Annotated in this window: 23 protein-coding genes; 9 read left to right on the top strand and 14 right to left on the bottom strand. The window is 66.1% G+C overall.

The genetic code is table 11. The features are described from left to right. Positions 1-22: 22 nt before the first annotated feature. Entirely contained in the window at positions 23-1,366 is a 1,344-nt protein-coding gene (gene trmFO, locus ACIQCS_RS03790) for a methylenetetrahydrofolate--tRNA-(uracil(54)-C(5))-methyltransferase (FADH(2)-oxidizing) TrmFO (protein ID WP_345846452.1), read from the top strand. Here trmFO and ACIQCS_RS03785 read toward each other — a convergent pair. Next, positions 1,339-1,839 (bottom strand): EF-hand domain-containing protein, encoded by a 501-nt coding sequence (locus ACIQCS_RS03785; RefSeq protein WP_345846451.1) that lies wholly within the window; start codon positions 1,837-1,839, stop codon positions 1,339-1,341. The genes trmFO and ACIQCS_RS03785 overlap by 28 nt on opposite strands. A gap of 51 nt (positions 1,840-1,890) precedes the next feature. Next, positions 1,891-2,550, bottom strand: a complete 660-nt coding sequence (locus ACIQCS_RS03780) for a squalene/phytoene synthase family protein (RefSeq protein ID WP_345846450.1) — start codon at positions 2,548-2,550, stop codon at positions 1,891-1,893. Positions 2,551-2,655: 105 nt separating this feature from the next. Between ACIQCS_RS03780 and ACIQCS_RS03775 the strand changes: the two genes are divergently transcribed. From ACIQCS_RS03775 to ACIQCS_RS03765, 3 genes are read left to right on the top strand one after another with little or no spacing between them, the layout of a single operon-like run. Beyond that, the gene (locus tag ACIQCS_RS03775) at positions 2,656-4,473 is read left to right on the top strand and encodes a TadE/TadG family type IV pilus assembly protein (RefSeq protein ID WP_345846449.1); all 1,818 of its coding nucleotides are present in this window, start codon (positions 2,656-2,658) and stop codon (positions 4,471-4,473) included. Further along, positions 4,470-5,096: a TadE/TadG family type IV pilus assembly protein gene (locus ACIQCS_RS03770; protein WP_401530091.1), complete on the top strand. Its 627-nt coding sequence runs from the start codon at positions 4,470-4,472 to the stop codon at positions 5,094-5,096. Before ACIQCS_RS03775 ends, ACIQCS_RS03770 begins: the two co-directional genes overlap by 4 nt. Beyond that, positions 5,093-5,761, top strand: coding sequence for a pilus assembly protein (locus ACIQCS_RS03765; RefSeq protein ID WP_345846447.1), 669 nt, complete (start codon positions 5,093-5,095; stop codon positions 5,759-5,761). Before ACIQCS_RS03770 ends, ACIQCS_RS03765 begins: the two co-directional genes overlap by 4 nt. Before the next feature lie 74 nt (positions 5,762-5,835). Here the strand turns inward: ACIQCS_RS03765 and ACIQCS_RS03760 are convergent, their stop codons facing one another. The 7 genes from ACIQCS_RS03760 to eno form a co-directional block, all read right to left on the bottom strand. Continuing rightward, positions 5,836-7,233 (bottom strand): pyruvate dehydrogenase complex E1 component subunit beta, encoded by a 1,398-nt coding sequence (locus tag ACIQCS_RS03760; RefSeq protein ID WP_345846445.1) that lies wholly within the window; start codon positions 7,231-7,233, stop codon positions 5,836-5,838. Position 7,234: 1 nt separating this feature from the next. Then, the gene (pdhA, locus tag ACIQCS_RS03755; RefSeq protein ID WP_345846443.1) at positions 7,235-8,281 is read right to left on the bottom strand and encodes a pyruvate dehydrogenase (acetyl-transferring) E1 component subunit alpha; all 1,047 of its coding nucleotides are present in this window, start codon (positions 8,279-8,281) and stop codon (positions 7,235-7,237) included. Between the two features lie 170 nt (positions 8,282-8,451). Continuing rightward, positions 8,452-8,799 carry a septum formation initiator family protein gene (locus ACIQCS_RS03750; protein WP_280280117.1) on the bottom strand — a complete coding sequence of 116 codons (348 nt, stop codon included), beginning with the start codon at positions 8,797-8,799 and terminating at the stop codon, positions 8,452-8,454. Positions 8,800-8,890: 91 nt separating this feature from the next. Next, positions 8,891-9,631 carry a TorF family putative porin gene (locus tag ACIQCS_RS03745; RefSeq protein ID WP_401530087.1) on the bottom strand — a complete coding sequence of 247 codons (741 nt, stop codon included), beginning with the start codon at positions 9,629-9,631 and terminating at the stop codon, positions 8,891-8,893. Beyond that, positions 9,628-10,071 carry a hypothetical protein gene (locus tag ACIQCS_RS03740; protein WP_345846439.1) on the bottom strand — a complete coding sequence of 148 codons (444 nt, stop codon included), beginning with the start codon at positions 10,069-10,071 and terminating at the stop codon, positions 9,628-9,630. Before ACIQCS_RS03740 ends, ACIQCS_RS03745 begins: the two co-directional genes overlap by 4 nt. 234 nt (positions 10,072-10,305) lie before the next feature. Further along, positions 10,306-10,569, bottom strand: a complete 264-nt coding sequence (locus ACIQCS_RS03735) for a hypothetical protein (RefSeq protein ID WP_345846438.1) — start codon at positions 10,567-10,569, stop codon at positions 10,306-10,308. Positions 10,570-10,727: 158 nt separating this feature from the next. Further along, positions 10,728-12,005 (bottom strand): phosphopyruvate hydratase, encoded by a 1,278-nt coding sequence (eno, locus tag ACIQCS_RS03730; protein WP_345846436.1) that lies wholly within the window; start codon positions 12,003-12,005, stop codon positions 10,728-10,730. Between the two features lie 114 nt (positions 12,006-12,119). On the opposite strand from eno, the gene ACIQCS_RS03725 reads away from it, so the two are divergent. From ACIQCS_RS03725 to ACIQCS_RS03705, 5 genes are read left to right on the top strand one after another with little or no spacing between them, the layout of a single operon-like run. After that, a complete protein-coding gene (locus ACIQCS_RS03725) occupies positions 12,120-12,569 on the top strand; it encodes a hypothetical protein (RefSeq protein ID WP_345846434.1) in 450 nt (149 codons plus the stop codon). Positions 12,570-12,584: 15 nt separating this feature from the next. Beyond that, the gene (locus tag ACIQCS_RS03720; protein WP_401530084.1) at positions 12,585-12,926 is read left to right on the top strand and encodes a phage holin family protein; all 342 of its coding nucleotides are present in this window, start codon (positions 12,585-12,587) and stop codon (positions 12,924-12,926) included. Further along, positions 12,923-13,255, top strand: coding sequence for a DUF3618 domain-containing protein (locus ACIQCS_RS03715; protein WP_345851963.1), 333 nt, complete (start codon positions 12,923-12,925; stop codon positions 13,253-13,255). Before ACIQCS_RS03720 ends, ACIQCS_RS03715 begins: the two co-directional genes overlap by 4 nt. Then, on the top strand, positions 13,255-13,566 hold the full coding sequence (locus ACIQCS_RS03710) for a hypothetical protein (RefSeq protein ID WP_345851961.1): 312 nt from the start codon (positions 13,255-13,257) through the stop codon (positions 13,564-13,566). Before ACIQCS_RS03715 ends, ACIQCS_RS03710 begins: the two co-directional genes overlap by 1 nt. A gap of 59 nt (positions 13,567-13,625) precedes the next feature. Further along, complete coding sequence (locus ACIQCS_RS03705; protein WP_086129681.1) at positions 13,626-13,844, top strand: DUF4170 domain-containing protein; 219 nt, start codon at positions 13,626-13,628, stop codon at positions 13,842-13,844. 105 nt (positions 13,845-13,949) lie between these two features. Here ACIQCS_RS03705 and ACIQCS_RS03700 read toward each other — a convergent pair whose 3' ends face one another. From ACIQCS_RS03700 to carA, 5 genes are all read right to left on the bottom strand, one after another. Beyond that, positions 13,950-14,609: a rhomboid family intramembrane serine protease gene (locus ACIQCS_RS03700; protein ID WP_345851960.1), complete on the bottom strand. Its 660-nt coding sequence runs from the start codon at positions 14,607-14,609 to the stop codon at positions 13,950-13,952. A gap of 2 nt (positions 14,610-14,611) precedes the next feature. Further along, on the bottom strand, positions 14,612-15,088 hold the full coding sequence (greA, locus tag ACIQCS_RS03695; protein ID WP_187476922.1) for a transcription elongation factor GreA: 477 nt from the start codon (positions 15,086-15,088) through the stop codon (positions 14,612-14,614). 207 nt (positions 15,089-15,295) lie between these two features. Next, complete coding sequence (gene carB / locus ACIQCS_RS03690) at positions 15,296-18,625, bottom strand: carbamoyl-phosphate synthase large subunit (RefSeq protein WP_345851959.1); 3,330 nt, start codon at positions 18,623-18,625, stop codon at positions 15,296-15,298. Next, on the bottom strand, positions 18,625-18,984 hold the full coding sequence (locus tag ACIQCS_RS03685) for a hypothetical protein (protein ID WP_345851958.1): 360 nt from the start codon (positions 18,982-18,984) through the stop codon (positions 18,625-18,627). Before ACIQCS_RS03685 ends, carB begins: the two co-directional genes overlap by 1 nt. Beyond that, the gene (carA, locus tag ACIQCS_RS03680; protein WP_345851956.1) at positions 18,981-20,144 is read right to left on the bottom strand and encodes a glutamine-hydrolyzing carbamoyl-phosphate synthase small subunit; all 1,164 of its coding nucleotides are present in this window, start codon (positions 20,142-20,144) and stop codon (positions 18,981-18,983) included. Before carA ends, ACIQCS_RS03685 begins: the two co-directional genes overlap by 4 nt. Positions 20,145-20,154 lie beyond the last annotated feature (10 nt).

Genomic DNA, 20,154 nt, shown 5'->3' with positions numbered 1-20,154 from the left:
AGCATCGCTCTATCGGAAGCCGATGCACGACATCCACATCATCGGCGGCGGCCTTGCCGGCTCGGAAGCGGCCTGGCAGCTCGCGAACCAGGGTTTCAAGGTCCGCCTCTCTGAAATGCGCGGCAGCGGCACCATGACCCCGGCGCACCAGACCGACGGGCTCGCCGAGCTGGTCTGCTCCAACAGCTTCCGTTCGGACGATGCGCAGAACAACGCGGTCGGCCTGCTCCACCAGGAGATGCGCGACCTGGGCTCGCTGATCATGGCCGAGGGCGACCGGCACAAGGTGCCCGCCGGCTCGGCGCTGGCGGTGGACCGTGACGGCTTCTCGGCCGGAGTGACCGCCGCGCTGATGGCCCATCCGAACATCGAGATCGTCCGCGAGCGCGTGGACAGGCTCCCCGAGGCCGGGCCGACGATCGTCGCCACCGGCCCCCTCACCGCCCCGGGCCTGGCCGAGAGCATCGGCACGGCGACCGGCAAGGACCAGCTCGCCTTTTTCGACGCGATCGCCCCGATCGTGCATCGCGAGAGCATCGACATGGAAACCGCCTGGTTCCAGTCGCGCTGGAACAAGGTCGGCCCGGGCGGCACGGGCAAGGACTATATCAACTGCCCGATGACCAAGGAGCAGTATCTCGCCTTCCACGCCGCCTTGCTCGCGGGGGAAAAGACCGAGTTCCGCGAATGGGAGAACGTCCCCTATTTCGAAGGCTGCATGCCGGTCGAGGTGATGGCCGAGCGGGGCGTCGACACGCTGCGCTTCGGGCCGATGAAGGGCGTGGGGCTCGACGATCCCAGAACCGGGCGCTGGCCCTATGCGGTGGTCCAGCTCCGGCAGGACAATGCCTCCGGCACGCTATGGAACATGGTGGGATTCCAGACGAAGCTGAAATATGCCGACCAAGTTGCTCTTTTCAGGACCATTCCCGGCCTGGAGAAAGCAGAGTTCGCGCGCCTTGGCGGGCTGCATCGCAATACTTTCATCAAGTCGCCCGAACTGCTCGACGGCGAGCTGCGCCTGAAGAGCGCCCCCCATATCCGCTTTGCCGGGCAGATCACCGGCTGCGAGGGCTATGTCGAGAGTTCGGCGATCGGGCTGCTCGCCGGGCGCTTCGCGGCTGCGGAGCTGGCGGGCGAGGCGCTGGCGCCGCCGCCGCGCGAGATGGCGCTGGGCGCGCTGCTCTCGCATATCACCGGAGAGGCGGAGGCCGAGACCTATCAGCCGATGAACGTCAATTTCGGGCTGTTCCCGCCGATCCCCGGCAAGACCAAAAAGGCCGATCGCAAGCAGATGTACACCGGCCGCGCCCGCGAAGCGATGCAGGGCTGGATGGCTCAGTCCTCGCTGTCGCCGGCTTCCTGACGGGAGCTGCCCGGCGCCTGCGCCTGCGTCTTCGCCGGGGCGCAGGCGCAGCGCGGCTTGGCATTGCGCTTCACCGCAGTGGTGGCGAACTCGGCGCGGGTCAGCGTGCCGGACTTGTCCTTGTCGGCCCCCTGGAAACGGTCGACCGCCTTCACCGACCATTCCTCGAAGCTCAGCTTGCCGTCGCGATCGGAGTCGAGCTTGGCGAAGAGCTTGCGGCGCAGGGCGAAATACTCGTCCTTGGTGATCGCATCGTTCTTGTCCTTGTCGATCCGGTCGAACCGTTTCTGCTCGCGCGTCTTCGCGGCGGCGCTGGGCGGCTCGGCCGGGAGATCCTGCTCCGTTTCGGACGCAACTGTTGTGGCGGGGGCCGGCGGGAGCCTGGTTTCGGTGCTCGCGGAGCCGCGAAACAGGAACAATCCGGCTACGACCAGCAACAACGCGCCCGCCGCGCCCACGAGATAGCGCCACATCCCTTCTCTCTCCCCCTCTGAGACGAGAGCAAGGCTAGCCCGGGCGCCGGGTCAACGTCCAGTGAGGCGGTGCCACAACAGCCGGCCCACCCGCCCCGGTGCGCCCGCCGGCTTCGGCGCCTCCGCGAGGTCCAGCCGTGCCCGGTGCGCCAGCGCGCCGAGCGCCCGCGCCGGGCGGCTCCAGCGCGCCCCGGCGGCGGCATCGAGCAGCGGCCGCGCGAGATTGCGGGCCATGGCCCTTTCCTCCTCCGCCTGCAGGTTATGGGCGAGATCGGCCAGCGCCCAGCCCTGCCCTGCCGCCGGCAACGGGTCGTTCCCGCCGCCGAGCAGCCTGCCCGCGGCGACGAACAACTGCCCTCTCCCCTCGGCGAAACGCCGCATCGCATCGGCGTCGAGAGTCGCTTCCTCGACCAGCACTTCCCAGCCATGGACGATCGGCACCAGCGATGCGCCGGTGACGCCGCGACGCAGCACTTCTGCCTCCAGCGCCCGCAGCACGGGTTCGGCGGGCGCCGGCGCGCGATCGAGCCTTTCCAGCGCCTCACGCCACCAGGCGAGCCGCATCTGGCCGAGCGCGGGCTCCCTGGTGGTGCGCAGCAGCCGGGCCAGCGCATCGTCGAGCGCCAGCAGCGCCAGCAGCCCCGCCCGGCGTTCGATCGGCGCGTAAGTGACGATCAGATCGCGCTCGGGATCCTCCACGATCCCCGTCATGCCGGCGCTCCGGCGCATAAGGGTAGCGTTAACCATCCGGATTTATACGTAATTAGCGACAATTGATCCAAGGTGCCTCGTTGATCGGGGACGGGGGGCCCTTCCATGCATGAAGGACGGCTGAATCTGGCGACCGCGCGCGCCTTTCTGGGCAGGCTTGCGCGGGATGTGCGCGCCAATACGCTCGCCATCATGACCGTGGCACTGATCCCGCTGGCGGGCATGGTGGGCGGCGGCGTGGACATCAGCCGCATGTACATCGTCAAGACGCGCCTGCAACATGCTTGCGACGCGGGCGCGCTCGCTGGCCGCAAGGCGATGGGCGGCGGCGTGTGGAACTTCAACAATTACTACGCCCGCACCCAGGCCGAGCGGTTCTTCGACGCGAACTACAACGCGTCCGCCTATGGCGTGACCGCGCGCTCGCGTGCCTTCTCCGAAAATGCCGGCAAGGTGAGCGGCACGGCATCCGCGGACCTGCCGATGACGCTGATGCGCATCTTCGGCAAGACCAGCGAGACGCTGTCGGTGACCTGCGACGCCGAAATGCGCCTGCCCAACACCGATGTGATGTTCGTGCTCGACGTCACCGGATCGATGGGCAGCAAGGCGGTCAGCACCGATTCCGATACCAAGATCAATTCGCTCAAGACTGCGGTGAAGTGCTTCTACGAGATCGTCGCGCGGCTCGATACCGATGCCAATTGCACCACCGGCGCGCCCAGCGGCGGCACTGGCAGCCAGGTGCAGCTCCGCTTCGGCTTCGTCCCCTATTCGACCAATGTGAACGTGGGCAAGCTGTTGCCGACCAGCTTCTTCGCCAATAGCTGGGACTATCAGTCGCGCGTCAAGGTCGGGATGGACTGGACCGGCTGGAACGACAATCGCTACCACAGCAAGACCAACGGCTCCTGCGTGCCGCAGGCGAACACCGCGACCACGCAATATATATCGAACGCGACGGGGCGGAGCGGCAGCAGTGCCTGTCTCGAGATGGTGCGCTACTATGTGCCCCAGTGGAAATACGGCCAGATCAACACCAACATAAGCGGCCTCAAGAACGGCACTCAGTGGAACAACAGCTTCACGATGCCGCTCAACAATGACGGCTCGAACCGATCCATCAATTGGGACGGCTGCATCGAGGAACGGCCGACGGTGCGCCAGTCGAGCTATTACCCGATCCCCAGCGGCGCCTATGACCTGAACGTGGACCTGATGCCCAGCCAGGGTGACGGCACGACGCTGTGGGGCCCGGCGCTTCCCGGCCTCATCTATGCACGCAGCAGGACCAGCAGCTGGTCGCAGCTCGATGCCGCCGAGACGACCACCACCGACAACTACTACAACTCGATCCCCTATTACTGCCCCGCCGAGGCGAAGAAGCTGCAGCAATGGCCCAGCGCCGACGCTTTCGACAATTATGTCGACAGCCTCTATCCCACCGGCAACACCTATCATGACATCGGCATCCTGTGGGGCGCGCGGTTCATGTCGCCGACGGGCATCTTCGGAACGGAGAATGCCTATACCCCGCAGGGCGGCGAGATCGAACGGCACATGATCTTCATGACCGACGGCGATGCCGTATCGGCGCCGTGCGATTATACGGCCTATGGCGTGGGCTTCTTCGACAAGCGGACCACCACCGATGTCGGCAGCGCGTCGAGCTGCGCCAATGAGCGCCAGTCGTTCGATGACCAGGTGAATGCCCGCTTCACGGCGCTGTGCACGGCGGTGAAGAACAAGAACATCACCTTGTGGGTGATCTCGTTCGGCAGCGGTTCCAACGCCACCACCGAGAGCCGCCTGCAAACCTGCGCCAGCGATGGGCGCTATTTCACTGCGCGCAACTCCGCAGCCCTGCAGCAGACGTTCAAGACGATCGCCGACCAGATCTCCCAGCTCAGGCTCACCAAATGACGCGCTTGCCTTCCCTTCTCCGGCGGGCACGCCCCCTGGCGCGCGACGAGCGCGGCGTGACGGTGGTGGAGTTCGCCATCGTCGCGCCGGTAATGGGCCTGATGCTGCTCGGCGGGTTCGACATCGCGCACACGCTCTACATGCGCGCCGTGCTGCAGGGCATCGTGCAGAAGACGGCGCGCGATTCAACGCTGGAGGACGCCGGGGACCCCGAGGTCCAATCCCGGCTGGACGCCGCCGTGGTTGCCCAGGCCAAGGCGCTCGCGAACAATGCCGTGGTGGCGATCACGCGCCGCAACTACCGGACCTTCTCCGATGCATCGGCGGCCCGCGCGGAAGCCTGGACCGATACCGATCGCAACGGCACCTGCAACAATGGCGAGCCCTATGAGGATGCCAACCAGAACGGCACCTGGGACAAGGACGGCGGCAATAGCGGCCAGGGCGGTGCCAAGGATGCCGTGCTCTACACCGTGAAGGTTTCCTATCCCCGCTTCTTCCCGATCTACAATTTCATCGGCGGATCGAGGACCACGACGGTGACGGCATCGACGGTGCTCAAGAACCAGCCCTATGGCGACCAGGGCAGCTACAGCGCGCCCGTGGTCCGGTACTGCGCATGATCCGCGCCCTTCCCCGCCCCGCGCTCCTGCGCCGGCTGGGCCGCGACACCAGCGGGCTGGCGCTGCTGGAGTTCGCCTTCATACTGCCGATCGTGCTGACGCTGAGCCTGGCCGGCGCCGAGATGACCAACTACATCATCACCAAGATGCGCATCAGCCAGATCGCGCTGCACCTGGCCGACAACGCCTCGCGGATCGGCACCGGCAGCCAGCTCCAGGCCAAGACGATCAGCGAGATCGACATCAACGACCTGCTGACCGGCGCGCAGCTGCAATCCGGGGAACTCGACCTGTTCACCAACGGCCGGGTGATCATCTCGGACCTTGAGCCGATGGCCAATCCCAATACCAGCGGGAAGTACAAGATCGTCTGGCAGCGCTGCAAGGGCGCCGTCACCGGCTTCTCGCCGCAATATGGCAATCTGAGGGATTCGAGCACCACGACGTCCAACATGGACGGCATGGGGCCCCAGAACCGGCAGGTGATCGCGCCCGATGGCGGCGCGACGATGTATGTCGAGGTCTATTACAACTACAAGCCGCTGATCAGGAGCTCGCTCACGCCGGGCGGGACCATCACCGAGATCGCGTCGATGATGGTGCGCGACCGGCGCGACCTCAGCCAGATCTACAATGCCGAGAACGTCGCCAAGGCGTCGTGCTGATCGCATGAAAAAGGCCGGGGTCTCCCCCGGCCTCTCCCATATCCGATGCGGTTCCGCGGTGCCCAGCCCCTATATCACCCCTTGTAGGTGACCTTCTTCACCGCCGCGACCACCTTGTCGGCAGTGATCAGCGCCAGCTTCTCGAGGTTCGCGGCATAGGGCAGCGGCACGTCCTCGTTGGTCACGCGCAGCACCGGCGCGTCGAGATCGTCGAAGCCCTGCTCCATCGCCACCGCCACGATCTCCGACGAGATCGAGCAGACCGGCCAGCCTTCCTCGACCACCACCATGCGATTGGTCTTCTTCAGGCTCTCGAGCACGGTCGCCGTGTCCAGCGGGCGCAGCGTGCGCAGGTCGATGACTTCCGCATCGACGCCCTCGGCCGCCAGCTTCTCGGCGGCTTCCAGCGCGACGCCGACACCGATCGAGTAGCTGACGATCGTCACGTCCTTGCCGGCGCGGACGATGCGCGCCTTGCCGATCGGCAGCACGTAATCGTCGAGCTTCGGCACCTCGAAGGTGCGGCCGTACATCAGCTCGTTCTCGAGGAAGACGACCGGGTCCTCGCTGCGGATCGCCGCCTTGAGCAGGCCCTTGGCGTCCTGCGCGTCATAGGGCGCGATCACGATCAGGCCGGGAACGCTGGCGTACCACGGGCCATAATTCTGCGAGTGCTGCGCGGCGACGCGCGATGCGGCGCCGTTGGGCCCGCGGAACACGATCGGGCAGCGCATCTGGCCACCGGACATGTAGTTGGTCTTCGCCGCCGAGTTCACGATGTGGTCGATCGCCTGCATCGCGAAATTGAAGGTCATGAACTCGACGATCGGCTTGAGGCCGCCCATCGCCGCGCCCGAACCGAGGCCGGCAAAGCCATATTCGGTGATCGGCGTGTCGATCACGCGCTTCGCGCCGAACTCCTCGAGCAGGCCCTGGGTTACCTTGTAGGCGCCCTGATATTCGGCGACTTCCTCGCCCATCACGAAGACGCGCGGATCCTTGCGCATCTCTTCGGCCATCGCGTCGCGCAGCGCTTCGCGGACGGTCGTCTTGACCATCTCGGTGCCCTCGGGGATCGCCGGGTCCTTGACGGTGGCGGCCTTCTCGCTGGCGAGCTGCTTGGTGCCGCTATCGGCCTTTTTCGGGCCGCCATCCTCGCCCGCGGCGGGCTCCGCCGGCGTGGGCGCCGGAGCCGGAGCAGCGGCGGGAGCCGGCGCCGACGCGTCCTCGCCCTCGCCCGCGATCGTCGCGATCACGGTGCCGACCTTCACATTGTCGGTGCCTTCGGCGACGAGGATCTTGGCGATCGTGCCTTCGTCGACGGCCTCGAACTCCATCGTCGCCTTGTCGGTCTCGATCTCGGCAAGGATATCGCCCGACTTCACCGTATCGCCTTCCTTGACGAGCCACTTGGCGAGCGTGCCCTCCTCCATCGTGGGCGACAGCGCCGGCATCTTCAGTTCGATCGCCATCTCAGTAGGACTCCACCAGCACGTCGGTATACAGTTCGGAAGGATCGGGTTCGGGCGTCTGCTCGGAGAAGTCCGCCGCCTCGTTGACGATCTTGCGGATCTCCGCCTCGATCGTCTTCAGCTCCGCCTCGGTGACCTTCATGTCCTCGAGCTCGCGCTTCACCTGCTCGATCGGATCCGACTTGTCGCGAACCGACTGGACCTCCTCGCGGCTGCGATACTTGGCCGGATCGGACATCGAGTGGCCGCGATACCGGTACGTCTTCATCTCGAGGATGATCGGGCCCTTGCCCGAACGGACCCAGGCCAGCGCCTCCTCGGCGGCGCCGCGGCAGGCGAGCACGTCCATGCCGTCCACCTGGATGCCGGGGATGCGGAAGCTCTCGCCGCGCTTGTAGAGCTGGTCTTCCGCCGAGGAGCGGTTGACCGACGTGCCCATCGCGTACTGGTTGTTCTCGATCACATAGATGATCGGGAGCTTCCACAGCTCGGCCATGTTGAAGGATTCGTAGACCTGGCCCTGGTTGGCAGCGCCATCGCCGAAATAGGCCATGGCGACGCCGCCGTCCTCATTATACTTGTGCGCGAACGCCAGGCCGGTGCCGAGCGCCACCTGCGCGCCGACGATGCCGTGCCCGCCGTAGAATTTCTTCTCGGTCGAGAACATGTGCATCGAGCCGCCCTTGCCCTTCGAGATGCCGGCGGCGCGGCCCGTCAGCTCGGCCATGATCACCTTGGGGTCGATGCCGTAGGCGAGCATGTGGCCGTGATCGCGATAGCCCGTGATCACCGAATCCTTCTCGCCGTCGAGCGCCGACTGCAGACCGACCGCAACCGCTTCCTGCCCGATATAGAGGTGGCAGAAGCCGCCGATGAAGCCGAGGCCGTAGAGCTGGCCCGCCTTCTCCTCGAAGCGGCGGATCAGGAGCATCTGCTTGTAGAATTCGAGCAGCTGCTCCTTGGAAGCCGGGTAGCGCTGCGGCTCGTCGGGCCGCTCGCGATTGGTCTTTGCGGGTTCAGTCGATTTGCGAGCCGGTGCTTTGGCCACGATCAGGAAATCCTCGTCCGGGGAGGGGGAAGGCGGGTGCCTATAAGCGCGTTTTCGCCCGCCGCGCAACTAACGCGGGAATGCGCGTGCCGTTCAGTTGACGCCACGGCAATTGCAGTCTGCACAACCAAAGGTGCAGATTGCGTACGCTGCAACGCAGCATCGAGAGATCAGCGCCCGGCGGGTGCCGGCGCATGCTTCTGGAGCGGGATCACGACCTCGTCGGGGCGGACGACGTTGAGCTGCTTGCGCGCCAGCTCGTCGGCCAGGTCGGGGTCGACACCGCGCCGCTTGTCGAGCAGATCGACTCGATTCTTCAGAGCGGCGCGCTGCTTGTCGAGCGCGGCATATTCCGCCTTCTTCTGCTCATACTCCGCCCTGGTCTGCTTGGTCTGCATGATGCCGGTCGGTCCGAGCACGGCATTATAGCCGAAGAAACCGATGGCGATCAGCGTGAGCGCGGGCAGCCCGGCCCGGCGAAGCAGGGTCTGGAACGGAGAAGCGGTACGCGAGCGCATGCCGTGTTTTTCGCTTAACCATGCGCCGCGCGCAAGGCCCGTATTGGTGCGGAGGAACCCCTTTCCAAAGGAGCTGCGCCGGGCAAGGGCCTCAGAACGCCAGGCGAACGCGGGCGACCACGCGATCACCGCTGTTGCCGAGGTCCGCGAATGGCGAGGTGCCGGGACCATGGGCGAGGTTGGTACCGACATAGTCCAGCCCGATCGTGAAGGGGAATTGGTTATACTCCATCCCCAGCCGCCAGTCGGTATAGTCGCCCAGCGGCCTGAGCCTGGCGGCGCGCACCGGATCGTCCGTGCTTCCCGTGCTGCGCCCAAGCGTGGCGGAAACCGATATCGGCGTTGCCGGAATGCCGGCATTGGCGGAGGCGAACAGATAGAGATTGTCTCCGCCGATCGCGCTCTGGCTCGGCGCATAGACGGCGCCGGCGCCGAGCTGGAGCGGCCCCAGCGTGTAGCTGGCCCGGGCACCCAGTTCGACATAGTCCATGCGGGCGCGCGCGCCCGTGAACAGATGCGCGGCGACGTGCCCGCGCAGCCGGAAAGGCCCCGCGTCCGTCGCCGCCCCCAGTTCCAGATCCGCCACCGCATCGGCGCCCGCGTGCCGGGACGCGCCGCGCAGGCTCACGATCCGGACCGACGCGTCCGCCGCGCCGATCGCGACCAGCGCATCGGCGGAAGCCACCGCGCGGCCGCCGCTCCAGCTCAGGCCCCGGCGGCTCTCGTCGGTTGCCAGCTCGACTCCGCCGGAGAGGTCCTGCGCCCGCGCCACCGCGCCCGAGAACATGGCCAACGTCACCGCCGGCAACAGAATTGCACGCGTCACTTTCATATCCCGCGGCGTACTCCCTTCGGTTCGATCTCTGCCTTCAACACTGCCCGGTCTTCGCTCGCCACTGCCAGCAGGTGCGCGCGGAGCTCTCCGGCACGCCGGGCGATTTCCTTCGTTACCGCATTCTCGCCGGCGCCGCACCAGCCCGGGCGGCTTCCCTCCAGCATCGCTCTTCGCTCGATGCTGCGGTTCAAACGCAGCTGCTGGCCGGATCGTGCCTCGCGCTCGATGCGCAGGTGCGCGCGCCAGGTGCAGCGCAAGGTGGACGGCATGCCCGGCTTGGCGACGGAGCCGATCTGGCGCCGCGCCAGGACGACGCGCGCGCGGTAATGCGCGTCGACACGCTCGCCGGCATGGTCGAAACTCGTGCGATGCTCCAGGGTCGAATGGACCGGTTCCGGGGCTGCAAGCGCCAGCCCGAGCGCGAGAACAATGCTCATCGATCATTTCCTTGCGGCGCACCGGCTCCTGCCGGCCGGCGTCCCCTCGGCGGATGGAGAAGCGCACCTCGCCGCGCAACCGCCGGAGTCCCGACAGAAACACTTCCTCACGATGATCGCGTGGATCTGGCGAACCCGCGGCGGTCGGCGCCCGCCCCTTCCCCTGGGGTTCGCGCGTTGCCCGGATCGTGAGGATCGGCAGCGCGAAGGCGGAATGGCCGGACCTATCGCGGCCTAGACATCGGCGCCCCAGACGCCGCCCCACCACAACATGGCGAAAATCGCCAAGCCGGTGGTCGCGACCAGAAGCGCGGCGCCCGCGCGCGACCTTGTCGCAAACCGGCCGACGAGCAAGGTGATCGCCACCATCCCGGCCGGGATGCCGAGGAGATAATAGAGATCGGGATGGAACGCACCGTTCCGCCACCAGGCGAAGGCGGCCATCGCGAACAGCAGCGTCCAGAACAAGCCGGCGAGAACGAGAAAGAAGCGACGCATTGCAATCTGGTGCCAGCGGCATCGGTGGCTGGCAACCGGGATGCCTGAGGACGGCCAGTGCCGCCTTTCGCGCCCGCTCCCCGCTGCCGCCGTCCCCGCAAGGGCAGGGCCGGCGGCCTGGAAATCCTTCCCTCCAGCGCGGGAGGGAAGGAATAGCCTTACTTCTTCAGTACCGAGCGCCCGGCATAGACCGCGGCGTCGCCCAGCTCTTCCTCGATGCGGATCAGCTGGTTGTACTTGGCGAGCCGGTCCGAGCGGGCCAGCGAGCCGGTCTTGATCTGGCCGCAGTTGGTGGCGACCGCCAGGTCGGCAATCGTCGCATCCTCGGTCTCGCCCGAGCGGTGCGACATCACTGCCGTATAGGACGAGCGCTGGGCCAGGCTGACGGCCTCGAGCGTCTCGGTCAGCGTGCCGATCTGGTTGACCTTCACCAGCAGCGAATTGGCATAGCCGCCCTCGATGCCGCGCAACAGGCGCTTCGGATTGGTCACGAACAGGTCATCGCCGACCAGCTGGACCTTGCCGCCGAGCAGGTCGGTCAGCGCCTTCCAGCCTTCCCAATCGTCCTCGGCCATGCCGTCCTCGATCGAGAAGATCGGATACTTGGCAGCCAGGTCGGCCAGGAACGCGGCGTTCTCCGCCGAGCTGAAGGTCTTGCCCTCGCCCACCATCCGATAGGCGCCGTCCTTGTAATATTCGGTGGCGGCGCAATCGAGCGCGAGCATCACGTCGTCGCCCGGCGTATAGCCGGCGGCCTCGATCGACGACATGATGAAGTCCAGCGCCTCGGTGGTGCTGGCGATGTTGGGGGCGAAGCCGCCCTCGTCGCCCACGCCGGTGGCCAGGCCCTTCTCGTGCAGCTTCTTCTTCAGCGTGTGGAAAATCTCCGAGCCGCAGCGCACCGCCTCGACGATGTTCTCGGCGCCCACCGGCACGATCATGAATTCCTGGAAGTCGATCGGATTGTCGGCATGCTCGCCGCCATTGATGATGTTCATCATCGGCACCGGCAGGACATGCGCGTTGACGCCGCCGACATAGCGATAGAGCGGCAGGCCGCGCGCGTCGGCGGCAGCCTTGGCGGCGGCCAGGCTCACGCCCAGAATGGCGTTGGCGCCCAGGCGGCCCTTGTTCTCGGTGCCGTCGAGTTCGATCATCGCGGCGTCGAGATCGGCCTGGTCCTCGGCTTCCATGCCGACGACTTCCTCGAAGATCTCGCTGTTCACGGCCTCGACCGCATCGTCGACGCCCTTGCCGAGCCAGCGGGACTTGTCGCCGTCGCGCTTCTCCACCGCCTCGTGCGCGCCGGTGGAGGCGCCCGAGGGCACCGCGGCACGGCCGAAGCTACCGTCCTCGAGCATCACGTCGACCTCCACGGTGGGGTTGCCCCGGCTGTCGAGAATCTGGCGGGCGTGGATGTCGATGATTGCGGTCACGGAACGGTCTCCCTAGGTATGGCAGTGAGGGCGCGACGCGGCCTCTAACGGCAACCGATGGAACTCGCAAACGTGGCCGTGGTTGTTTCGCAATGGGCATGGAGGTTTTTTGGCATGGCTGACGAAACGACGGGTGATACGCTGAATGCTCCGGCTGCGGCCGAGGGTGGCTCCGCGACCAACAAGCTGCGCGAGGAGGCGAGCAAGCTCGGCAGCCAGGCCGCCGAGCGCGCCCGCGCGCTGGCCGGTGAAGGCAAGGAAAAGGCGACGGGCGCGCTCGACGAAGTCGCGAACATGATGAAATCGGCCGCCAACGACGTCGATGCGCGGCTCGGCGAGAATTACGGCAGATATGCCCGCTCCGCCGCGGACGGCATATCGAACTTCGCGGAAAGCCTGCGCGGCAAGGAAGTCGACGATCTGGTCGCCGACGTCACGGCCTTTGTCCGCAAGAGCCCGGCAGTGGCCGTGGGTGTCGCGGCGGGCCTGGGATTCGTGCTCGCGCGCCTGATCAAGTCCGGCGTGGATGCGGCGTCGGACGCGGCCGACAGCGACAAGTCGTAAGCGGCGAAACGGGGGGTGGACGCGCCGCAGCCTGACGGGAAGAGCATCGGCGAGCTGCTGCAGCAGCTGGTCGATGACGGCAGGGCCTATGCCGATGCCGAGATCGGCTATTATCGCACGCTGCTGCGCGCGAAGCTGCGTGACGCGCGGGAAATGCTGTGGATGGGCGCGGTGGCGCTCGTCCTTGCCCAGGCCGCGGCGGTGGCGCTGGTGGTCGGGCTGGTCCTCACTCTCGCCCCGCTGGTCGGCCCTGGCCTGGCGACGCTGCTCGTCGTCCTCGCGTTCCTGGCGATCGCCGGACTGATGGGCTGGCTCGCCTGGACGCATGTGAAGCGCATCTTCAAGGAAAAACCGTGAGCGAGAATCCGCATGACGTGGATGCCGCAAGGGCGCGCATCGCGGCGGCCAGGGCGCGGCTGTTCGGCACGCTCGGTCAGGTCCAGGAGCGGCTGAGCCCCGTCAATCTGGCGCAGGACGCCGTGGAGACCGCCGCGCAGGGCGTCGCCACCGTCGCGCGCAAGGGCGCGGAGGCGGTGCGCAGCCGCCCCCTCGCCGCTGCCGGTATCGCCGCTACCATCGGCCTCGTCATGGCACGGGGCTGGATCGGCGACATCCTCGCCAAACGGCATGAAACTCGCGACCCGGCCACGGGTTTGAAGCGTAAAGGCAAGAAAGGATCCTCGTGATGAGCACCAATCCCGCGAACGAACAGGGCGAGAGCCTGGCCGAGAACCCCTATGTGCTGGTCGCCGGCGGTGTCGCGCTGGGCGTATTGATCGGCATGCTGGTTCCGCGCGGCCAGAAGGAGCGCGACCTGCTCCAGGGCACCGGGCGCCAGCTCGCCGGCAAGGTCACCGGCACCGTCCAGGCAGTGAAGGAAGCCGGCAAGGCGGAGTTCGACGCACTGCTGCCGAGCCGCGAGGACGCCAAGGAACGCGTCACCTCGCTGTTCGGCAATCTCGTCGATGCGGCAAAGGGAGCGGCGCAAAAGGCTTGAGGCCGGCGCGCCCCGTTCCTAGAGGCCTCTATAAACCAGAAAATGCTTTCGGAGGCCCAATGAGCAAGCTGCATCTCGTCTTCGGCGGTCGCGTGACCGATCCGCAGACGCTCGATTTCGTCGATCCGTCCAAGCTGGACGTCGTCGGCATCTATCCCGATTATGCCAGCGCGGAGAATGCCTGGCGCAGCGCCGCCCAGCGCACGGTGGACGATGCCGAGATGCGCTATGTGGTGGTGCACCTGCATCGCCTGCTCGAGCCCGATCTCAAGGCCTGAACGCCGCCGGCGCAATCGGCTCCGGGGATGGCGGAGCCGATTGCGATGCGCTTCGTGGTGCAAGGAAGCTTCTCGCCGGGCTCCGGCCCAGCAAGGGCGCGCGCCTCAGGCGTTACGCCAATGCCACATGAACAATGGCCGGGCGGCTGCGAGGCCGGCCAGGAAGCCGCCGATCGGCGCCGCGGCGCCCCAGGCGAGCACTTCCCAAATCGACCTGCCCGGGGAAGCGGGCTGCAGCAATGCCGTCACGATGCTGATCGCCGCCCAGGCCGCGGCGAGCCACATCACATATATGGTACGCGCCGAAAAGGGCCCGATCGGCGGATTGCGCGGCGTGCCGTAAAGCAGCGCATAGGCTCCGATCACTGCGGACAAGGCTCCGTTCATGCCGATCAGCGGCCAGAGCGCATCGGGCGTGACCAGGAAATAGGTCGCGGCGGAGACCACCGCACCCAATATGTAGAGCAGCAGGAACTGCGGCCAGCCGATCACCTGCTCGGTCTTCTGCCCGGTCAGGATCAGCATCAGCACGTTGAAGAAGATCTGCAGCGCGCTGCCATGGATGAACAGGGTCGAGAATGGCGTCAGCAAGGCTGGCACCGCCCATGTTCCCGGCGCAAACAGTTCGGCCTCCTGCAGACGCGCCGGGATAAATCCACCCAGCATCGCCGCTTCGGGAAAATAGCGCGTGATCAGGATCAGGGCGCTGACCAGCGCGGTCACCGCCGCGATCGTGATCGTCGCGGGAGAATCGCGGAAGCGCACGCTCAGATGAATTCGATCTGCGACACCAGATAATAGCGGTCGCCCGCCGGAACCGAGACCTCGACCTCCTCGTCCACCTTGCGCCCGATCAGCGCGCGGCCGATCGGCGAGTTGTACGAGATGCGCCCCTTGCTGACATCGGCCTCGGTCTCGCCCACGATCTGATACTTGATCGGCTTGTCGTCCTCGTCGAGCAGCGTCACCGTCGCGCCGAACACGATCTTGTCGCCCGAAAGCTCGCGCGGATCGATGATCTGGGCACGGCTGAGCTTGCCCTCGATGTCCGCGATCGTGGCTTCGTTCTGGCCCTGCTGCTCCTTGGCGGCGTGATACTCCGCATTCTCCGACAGATCGCCATGTGCGCGCGCTTCCTCGATCGCATCCACGATCAGCGGGCGTTCGATTTTCAGGCGCTTCAACTCCGCGGTAAGCTTGTCATAGCCTTCCTGAAGCATCGGCATCTTGTCGACCGTCGCCATCCACCAAGTCCTTCAAAACGCCCCGTCCCACAAGCGCCCCCGGGGGAACGCCCGCACATGGATACTGATGGGGGAAGATCAATTGTGCGAACGCGAATAATAAGCCTGCCAATGCCGCACTGCAAGGCTAGGAAAGTTATCTTCGGGCCGAAGCTGCAATAATCCTCGCGGCTGCCCGGCGGAATACCGGGAAGCCGCCGGATCAGGTCAGCCGCGCGACGCGTAGAAATCCTGGAGCGGCCGCACGTCCAGGCTGTGCTTCGACAGTGCCTCGATCGCCCGCGCCGCCGCGGCGCTTGCCTGCGCCGTGGTGAAGTACGGGATCTTGAGATTGAGCGCCGAGCGGCGGATGTCCGACGAATCCTTCAGCGACTGCCAGCCCTCGGTCGTGTTGAAGATCAACGCGATGTCGCCGTCCAGAATGCGGTCGACGATGTGCGGGCGGCCCTGCGCCACCTTGTTGACGCGCTCCACCTTGATCCCCTCGTTCGCGAGGAAATCAGCGGTACCGCCGGTCGCGACGATGGCGAAACCCATCTCGGCGAGCAGGCGCACGCCGGGCAGGATCACCGGCTTGTCGGTGTCCTTGACGCTGACGAACAGCCGGCCCGAACTCGGCAGCACGGTCCCCGCTCCCAGCTGCGCCTTGGCGAAGCTGGTCGCGAAGTCCAGGTCGATGCCCATCACTTCGCCGGTCGACTTCATCTCGGGCGAGAGCACCGGATCGACGCCGGGGAATTTGTTGAACGGGAAGACGGCCTCCTTGACCGCGATATAGTCGATGTCGCGGTCGATCTTGGGCAGATCGGCCAGCATCTCGCCGGCCATCACGCGGCTCGCGATCTTCGCGACGGGGATGCCGATCGCCTTGGCGACGAAGGGTACGGTGCGCGACGCACGCGGATTCACCTCGATCAGATAGACTTCGCCATCCTTCACCGCGAACTGAATGTTCATCAGGCCCTTGACCTTGAGCGCGCGGGCCAGCGCTTCGGTCTGGCGTTCGATCTCGGCGATGATCTCCGCCGGCAGGCTGTAGGGCGGGATCGAACAGGCGCTGTCGCCCGAATGGACGCCGGCCTCCTCGATGTGCTGGAGCACGCCCGCGACCACCACATCGGTGCCGTCGGCGATTGCGTCCACGTCCACCTCGACGGCATCGCGCAGATACTGGTCGATCAGCACCGGCGAGTCGCCCGACACCTGCACCGCAGTCTGGATGTAGTCGTCGAGCTGCTGGGTGGAGTCGACGATCTCCATCGCACGGCCGCCCAGCACATAGGACGGGCGCATCAGCACCGGATAGCCGATTCGCTCGGCGATCTTGACCGCCTCGTCCCGGGTGCGGGCCAGGCCATTGGCCGGCTGCTTCAGGCCGAGCTTCTCGACCAGGTCGGCGAAACGCTCGCGGTCCTCGGCCAGGTCGATCGCGTCCGGGCTGGTGCCCAGGATCGGAATCCCCGCCTCTTCCAGTGCCTTGGCGAGGTTGAGCGGGGTCTGGCCGCCGAACTGGACGATCACGCCCATCAGCTCGCCCCTTGATTGCTCGACGTGCAGGATCTCCAGCACGTCCTCCGCGGTCAGCGGCTCGAAATAGAGGCGGTCCGACGTGTCATAGTCGGTGCTCACCGTCTCCGGGTTGCAGTTGACCATGATCGTCTCATAGCCCGCGTCCGCCAGCGCGAAGCAGGCATGGCAGCAGCAATAGTCGAACTCGATGCCCTGGCCGATGCGGTTCGGGCCGCCGCCCAGGATCACCACCTTCTTGCGGTCGCTCGGGGCGGCCTCGTTCTCGGGCTCGCCGAAGCTCGGCGCCTCGTAGGTCGAGTACATGTACGGCGTCTTCGCCTCGAACTCGGCGGCGCAGGTGTCGATCCGCTTGAACACCGGGCGCACGCCCAGCTTGTGGCGGTGCGCCCGCACGTCATTCTCGGTCACGCCGCCGGTCATCGCCTTGACGACCTCGCCGATCAGACCGGACGACTTGGCTATCGCATCGGTGCCTTCGCGCAGGTTCGCCGACTTGAGCGCCAGGAACGCCAGGCGCTTGTCGCTGAAGCCCATCGCCTTGAGGCGGCGCATGCCGGCGGCATCCTGGGGAAGCCCCTTCTCCATCACCTCGGCCTCGGCCGCGATGATCTCGGCCAGCCGCTCCATGAACCAGGGGTCGTACTGGGCGATCGCGCAGACTTCGGCGACGGTGAAGCCTTCGCGCAGCGCCTGCGCCGCGATCAGCAGCCGGTCGGGCGAGCGCACGGCCAGCGCCGCCTCGATCTCGACGCGGGGCGCGCCGGCGAGCTTCTCGACATTGTTGAAGCCGCTCAGGCCCGTCTCGAGGCCGCGCAGCGCCTTCTGCATCGATTCATGGATGTTGCGGCCGATCGCCATCACTTCGCCGACCGACTTCATCGCGGTGCCGAGCGTGGCCTCCGCGCCCTTGAACTTCTCGAAGGCGAAGCGCGGGATCTTGGTGACGACGTAATCGATCGTCGGCTCGAAGCTCGCCGGCGTCGCGCCGGTGATGTCGTTGTCGATCTCGTCGAGCGTGTAGCCCACCGCCAGCTTGGCCGCGACCTTGGCGATCGGAAAGCCGGTCGCCTTCGAAGCCAGCGCCGACGAACGCGAAACGCGCGGGTTCATCTCGATGACGATCAGGCGGCCGTCCTTCGGATTCACTGCGAACTGCACGTTCGAACCGCCGGTTTCCACGCCGATTTCCCGGAGCACCGCGATCGATGCATTGCGCATGATCTGGTATTCCTTGTCGGTCAGCGTCAGCGCCGGGGCGACGGTGATCGAGTCGCCGGTGTGCGTGCCCATCGCATCGACATTCTCGATCGAGCAGACGATGATGGCGTTGTCCTTGCGATCGCGGACAACCTCCATTTCATATTCCTTCCAACCGAGGAGCGACTCCTCGATCAGCACCTCGGTGGTCGGCGACAGGTCGAGGCCCGTCCGCACGATCGCGAGGAATTCCTCGCGATTATAGGCAATGCCGCCGCCCGAGCCGCCCATGGTGAAGCTGGGGCGGATGATCGCCGGCAACCCGACATGCTCGAGCCCGGCCAGCGCCTCCGCCTCGGTATGCGCGATCGCCGAGCGGGCGCTTTCGAGCCCGATCCTGGTCATAGCGTCCTTGAACTTCAGCCGGTCCTCGGCCTTGTCGATCGCCTCGGCGTCCGCACCGATCATGATGCAGCCGAACTTCTCCAGCGTGCCGTCATTGGCGAGCGCCAGCGCGGTGTTGAGCGCGGTCTGGCCGCCCATCGTGGGGAGCACCGCATCGGGGCGCTCCTTCTCGATGATCTTGGCGACAATCGCCGGCGTGATCGGCTCGACATAGGTGGCATCGGCCAGCTCGGGATCGGTCATGATCGTCGCCGGGTTCGAATTGACCAGGACGATGCGATAGCCCTCTTCCTTGAGCGCCTTGATCGCCTGCGTGCCCGAATAATCGAACTCGCAGGCCTGGCCGATCACGATCGGACCGGCGCCAATGACGAGGATGGAGGAGATGTCGGTGCGTTTGGGCATTAGTTTCCGGGCCTAAAAAGGGCGATAACCGAGACGATAAGAGCGGCCAGAGAAATCCAATCGCTGCGTGACACGGCAGCGAGGCGCTCCTTCCAAGTCTTTTTTCGCCCGTCTTCGATAAGATTGTCAGCGAAAGCGATACCAGTATCGGTAATGCGCATCCGAGTGCGCCCGTCACCGTGGTGAACAAACGCTGCTAAGCCCTCAGAGTGGAGCCGCCGAGCGCTAGACAAGCCTTCGGACGGCCCGACATCACCAGATAATGTAAGTAGCTCAGTTACATCGCCCGGATTCGCCGCAAAGTGATCGCCTTTGCGCAACGCGATCAACAGCGCCTTGTCATGCGCATTTAGGATCACCGCAGCATCCCCACGAACCGCTCGAACAGATACAGGCTGTCCTGCGGCCCCGGGCTGGCCTCGGGGTGATACTGCACGGAAAACGCCGGGCGATCGGTCAGCTCGATGCCCGCATTCGAGCCGTCGAACAGCGACACATGCGTCTCGCGGGCATTCTCGGGGAGCGTCTCGCGCTCCACCGCGAAGCCGTGGTTCATGCTGGTGATCTCCACCGCGCCGTCTTCCAGCCGCTTGACCGGGTGGTTGGCGCCGCGATGGCCCTGGAACATCTTGGTCGTCTCGGCGCCCACGGCCAGGCCCAGCAGCTGGTGGCCGAGGCAGATGCCGAACAGCGGCTTGCCGGTCTCGAGCAGCTGGCGGATCACCGGCACGGCATATTCGCCGGTCGCGGCGGGATCGCCCGGACCGTTCGAGAGGAAGAAGCCGTCCGGGTTGAACGCCATGACCTGCTCATACGTCGCCGTCGCCGGCAGCACGGTCACCTTGGCACCGGCCTGGACCAGGTTGCGGAAGATGTTGCGCTTCGAGCCGTAATCGAGCGCGACGACGTGCGGACGCGCATCTTCCCGACCGCCATCATCATAGCCGAAGCCCAGGCGCCACACGCCGCCTTCCCAGCCATAATGGGTCTCGGCGGTGACGGTGATCGCCAGGTCCATGCCCTCCAGGCCCGGCCAGGCGCGGGCCATCTCGAGCAGCAGGGGGATGTCGAACTTGCCCTCGGCCGAGTGCGCGATCACGCCGTTGGGCGCGCCGGCCAGGCGGATGCGGCGGGTCAGCGCGCGCGTATCGATACCCGAGAGGCCGATACGGGCATGCTTCTTCATCCAGGCATCGAGATGCTCGGTCGAACGGAAGTTGCTCGGCTCGGTCACGTCCTCGCGCACGATCATGCCCAGCGCATGGGGATCGTCCGCCTCGATATCGTCGGGGTTCGCGCCGACATTGCCGATGTGCGGGAAAGTGAAGTTGATGATCTGACCGGCGAAGCTCGGGTCGGTCATGATTTCCTGATAGCCGGTCATCGCGGTGTGGAAGCACACTTCGCCGACCGCCTGCCCCTCGGCCCCGAAGCCCCTGCCCCAGATCACGTCCCCCGACGCCAAAACCAGAACACCGGTAGCTCCGGCAGGCATGGGCGTAGGCGTGGCGTCGGCCATTTAGGGGTGG

It is taken from the genome of Sphingomonas sp. NPDC092440, from assembly GCF_044754985.1.
In the GTDB taxonomy this organism is placed as follows: Bacteria; Pseudomonadota; Alphaproteobacteria; order Sphingomonadales; family Sphingomonadaceae; genus Sphingomonas.
This window is presented reverse-complemented; position numbering and strand designations above follow the sequence as displayed.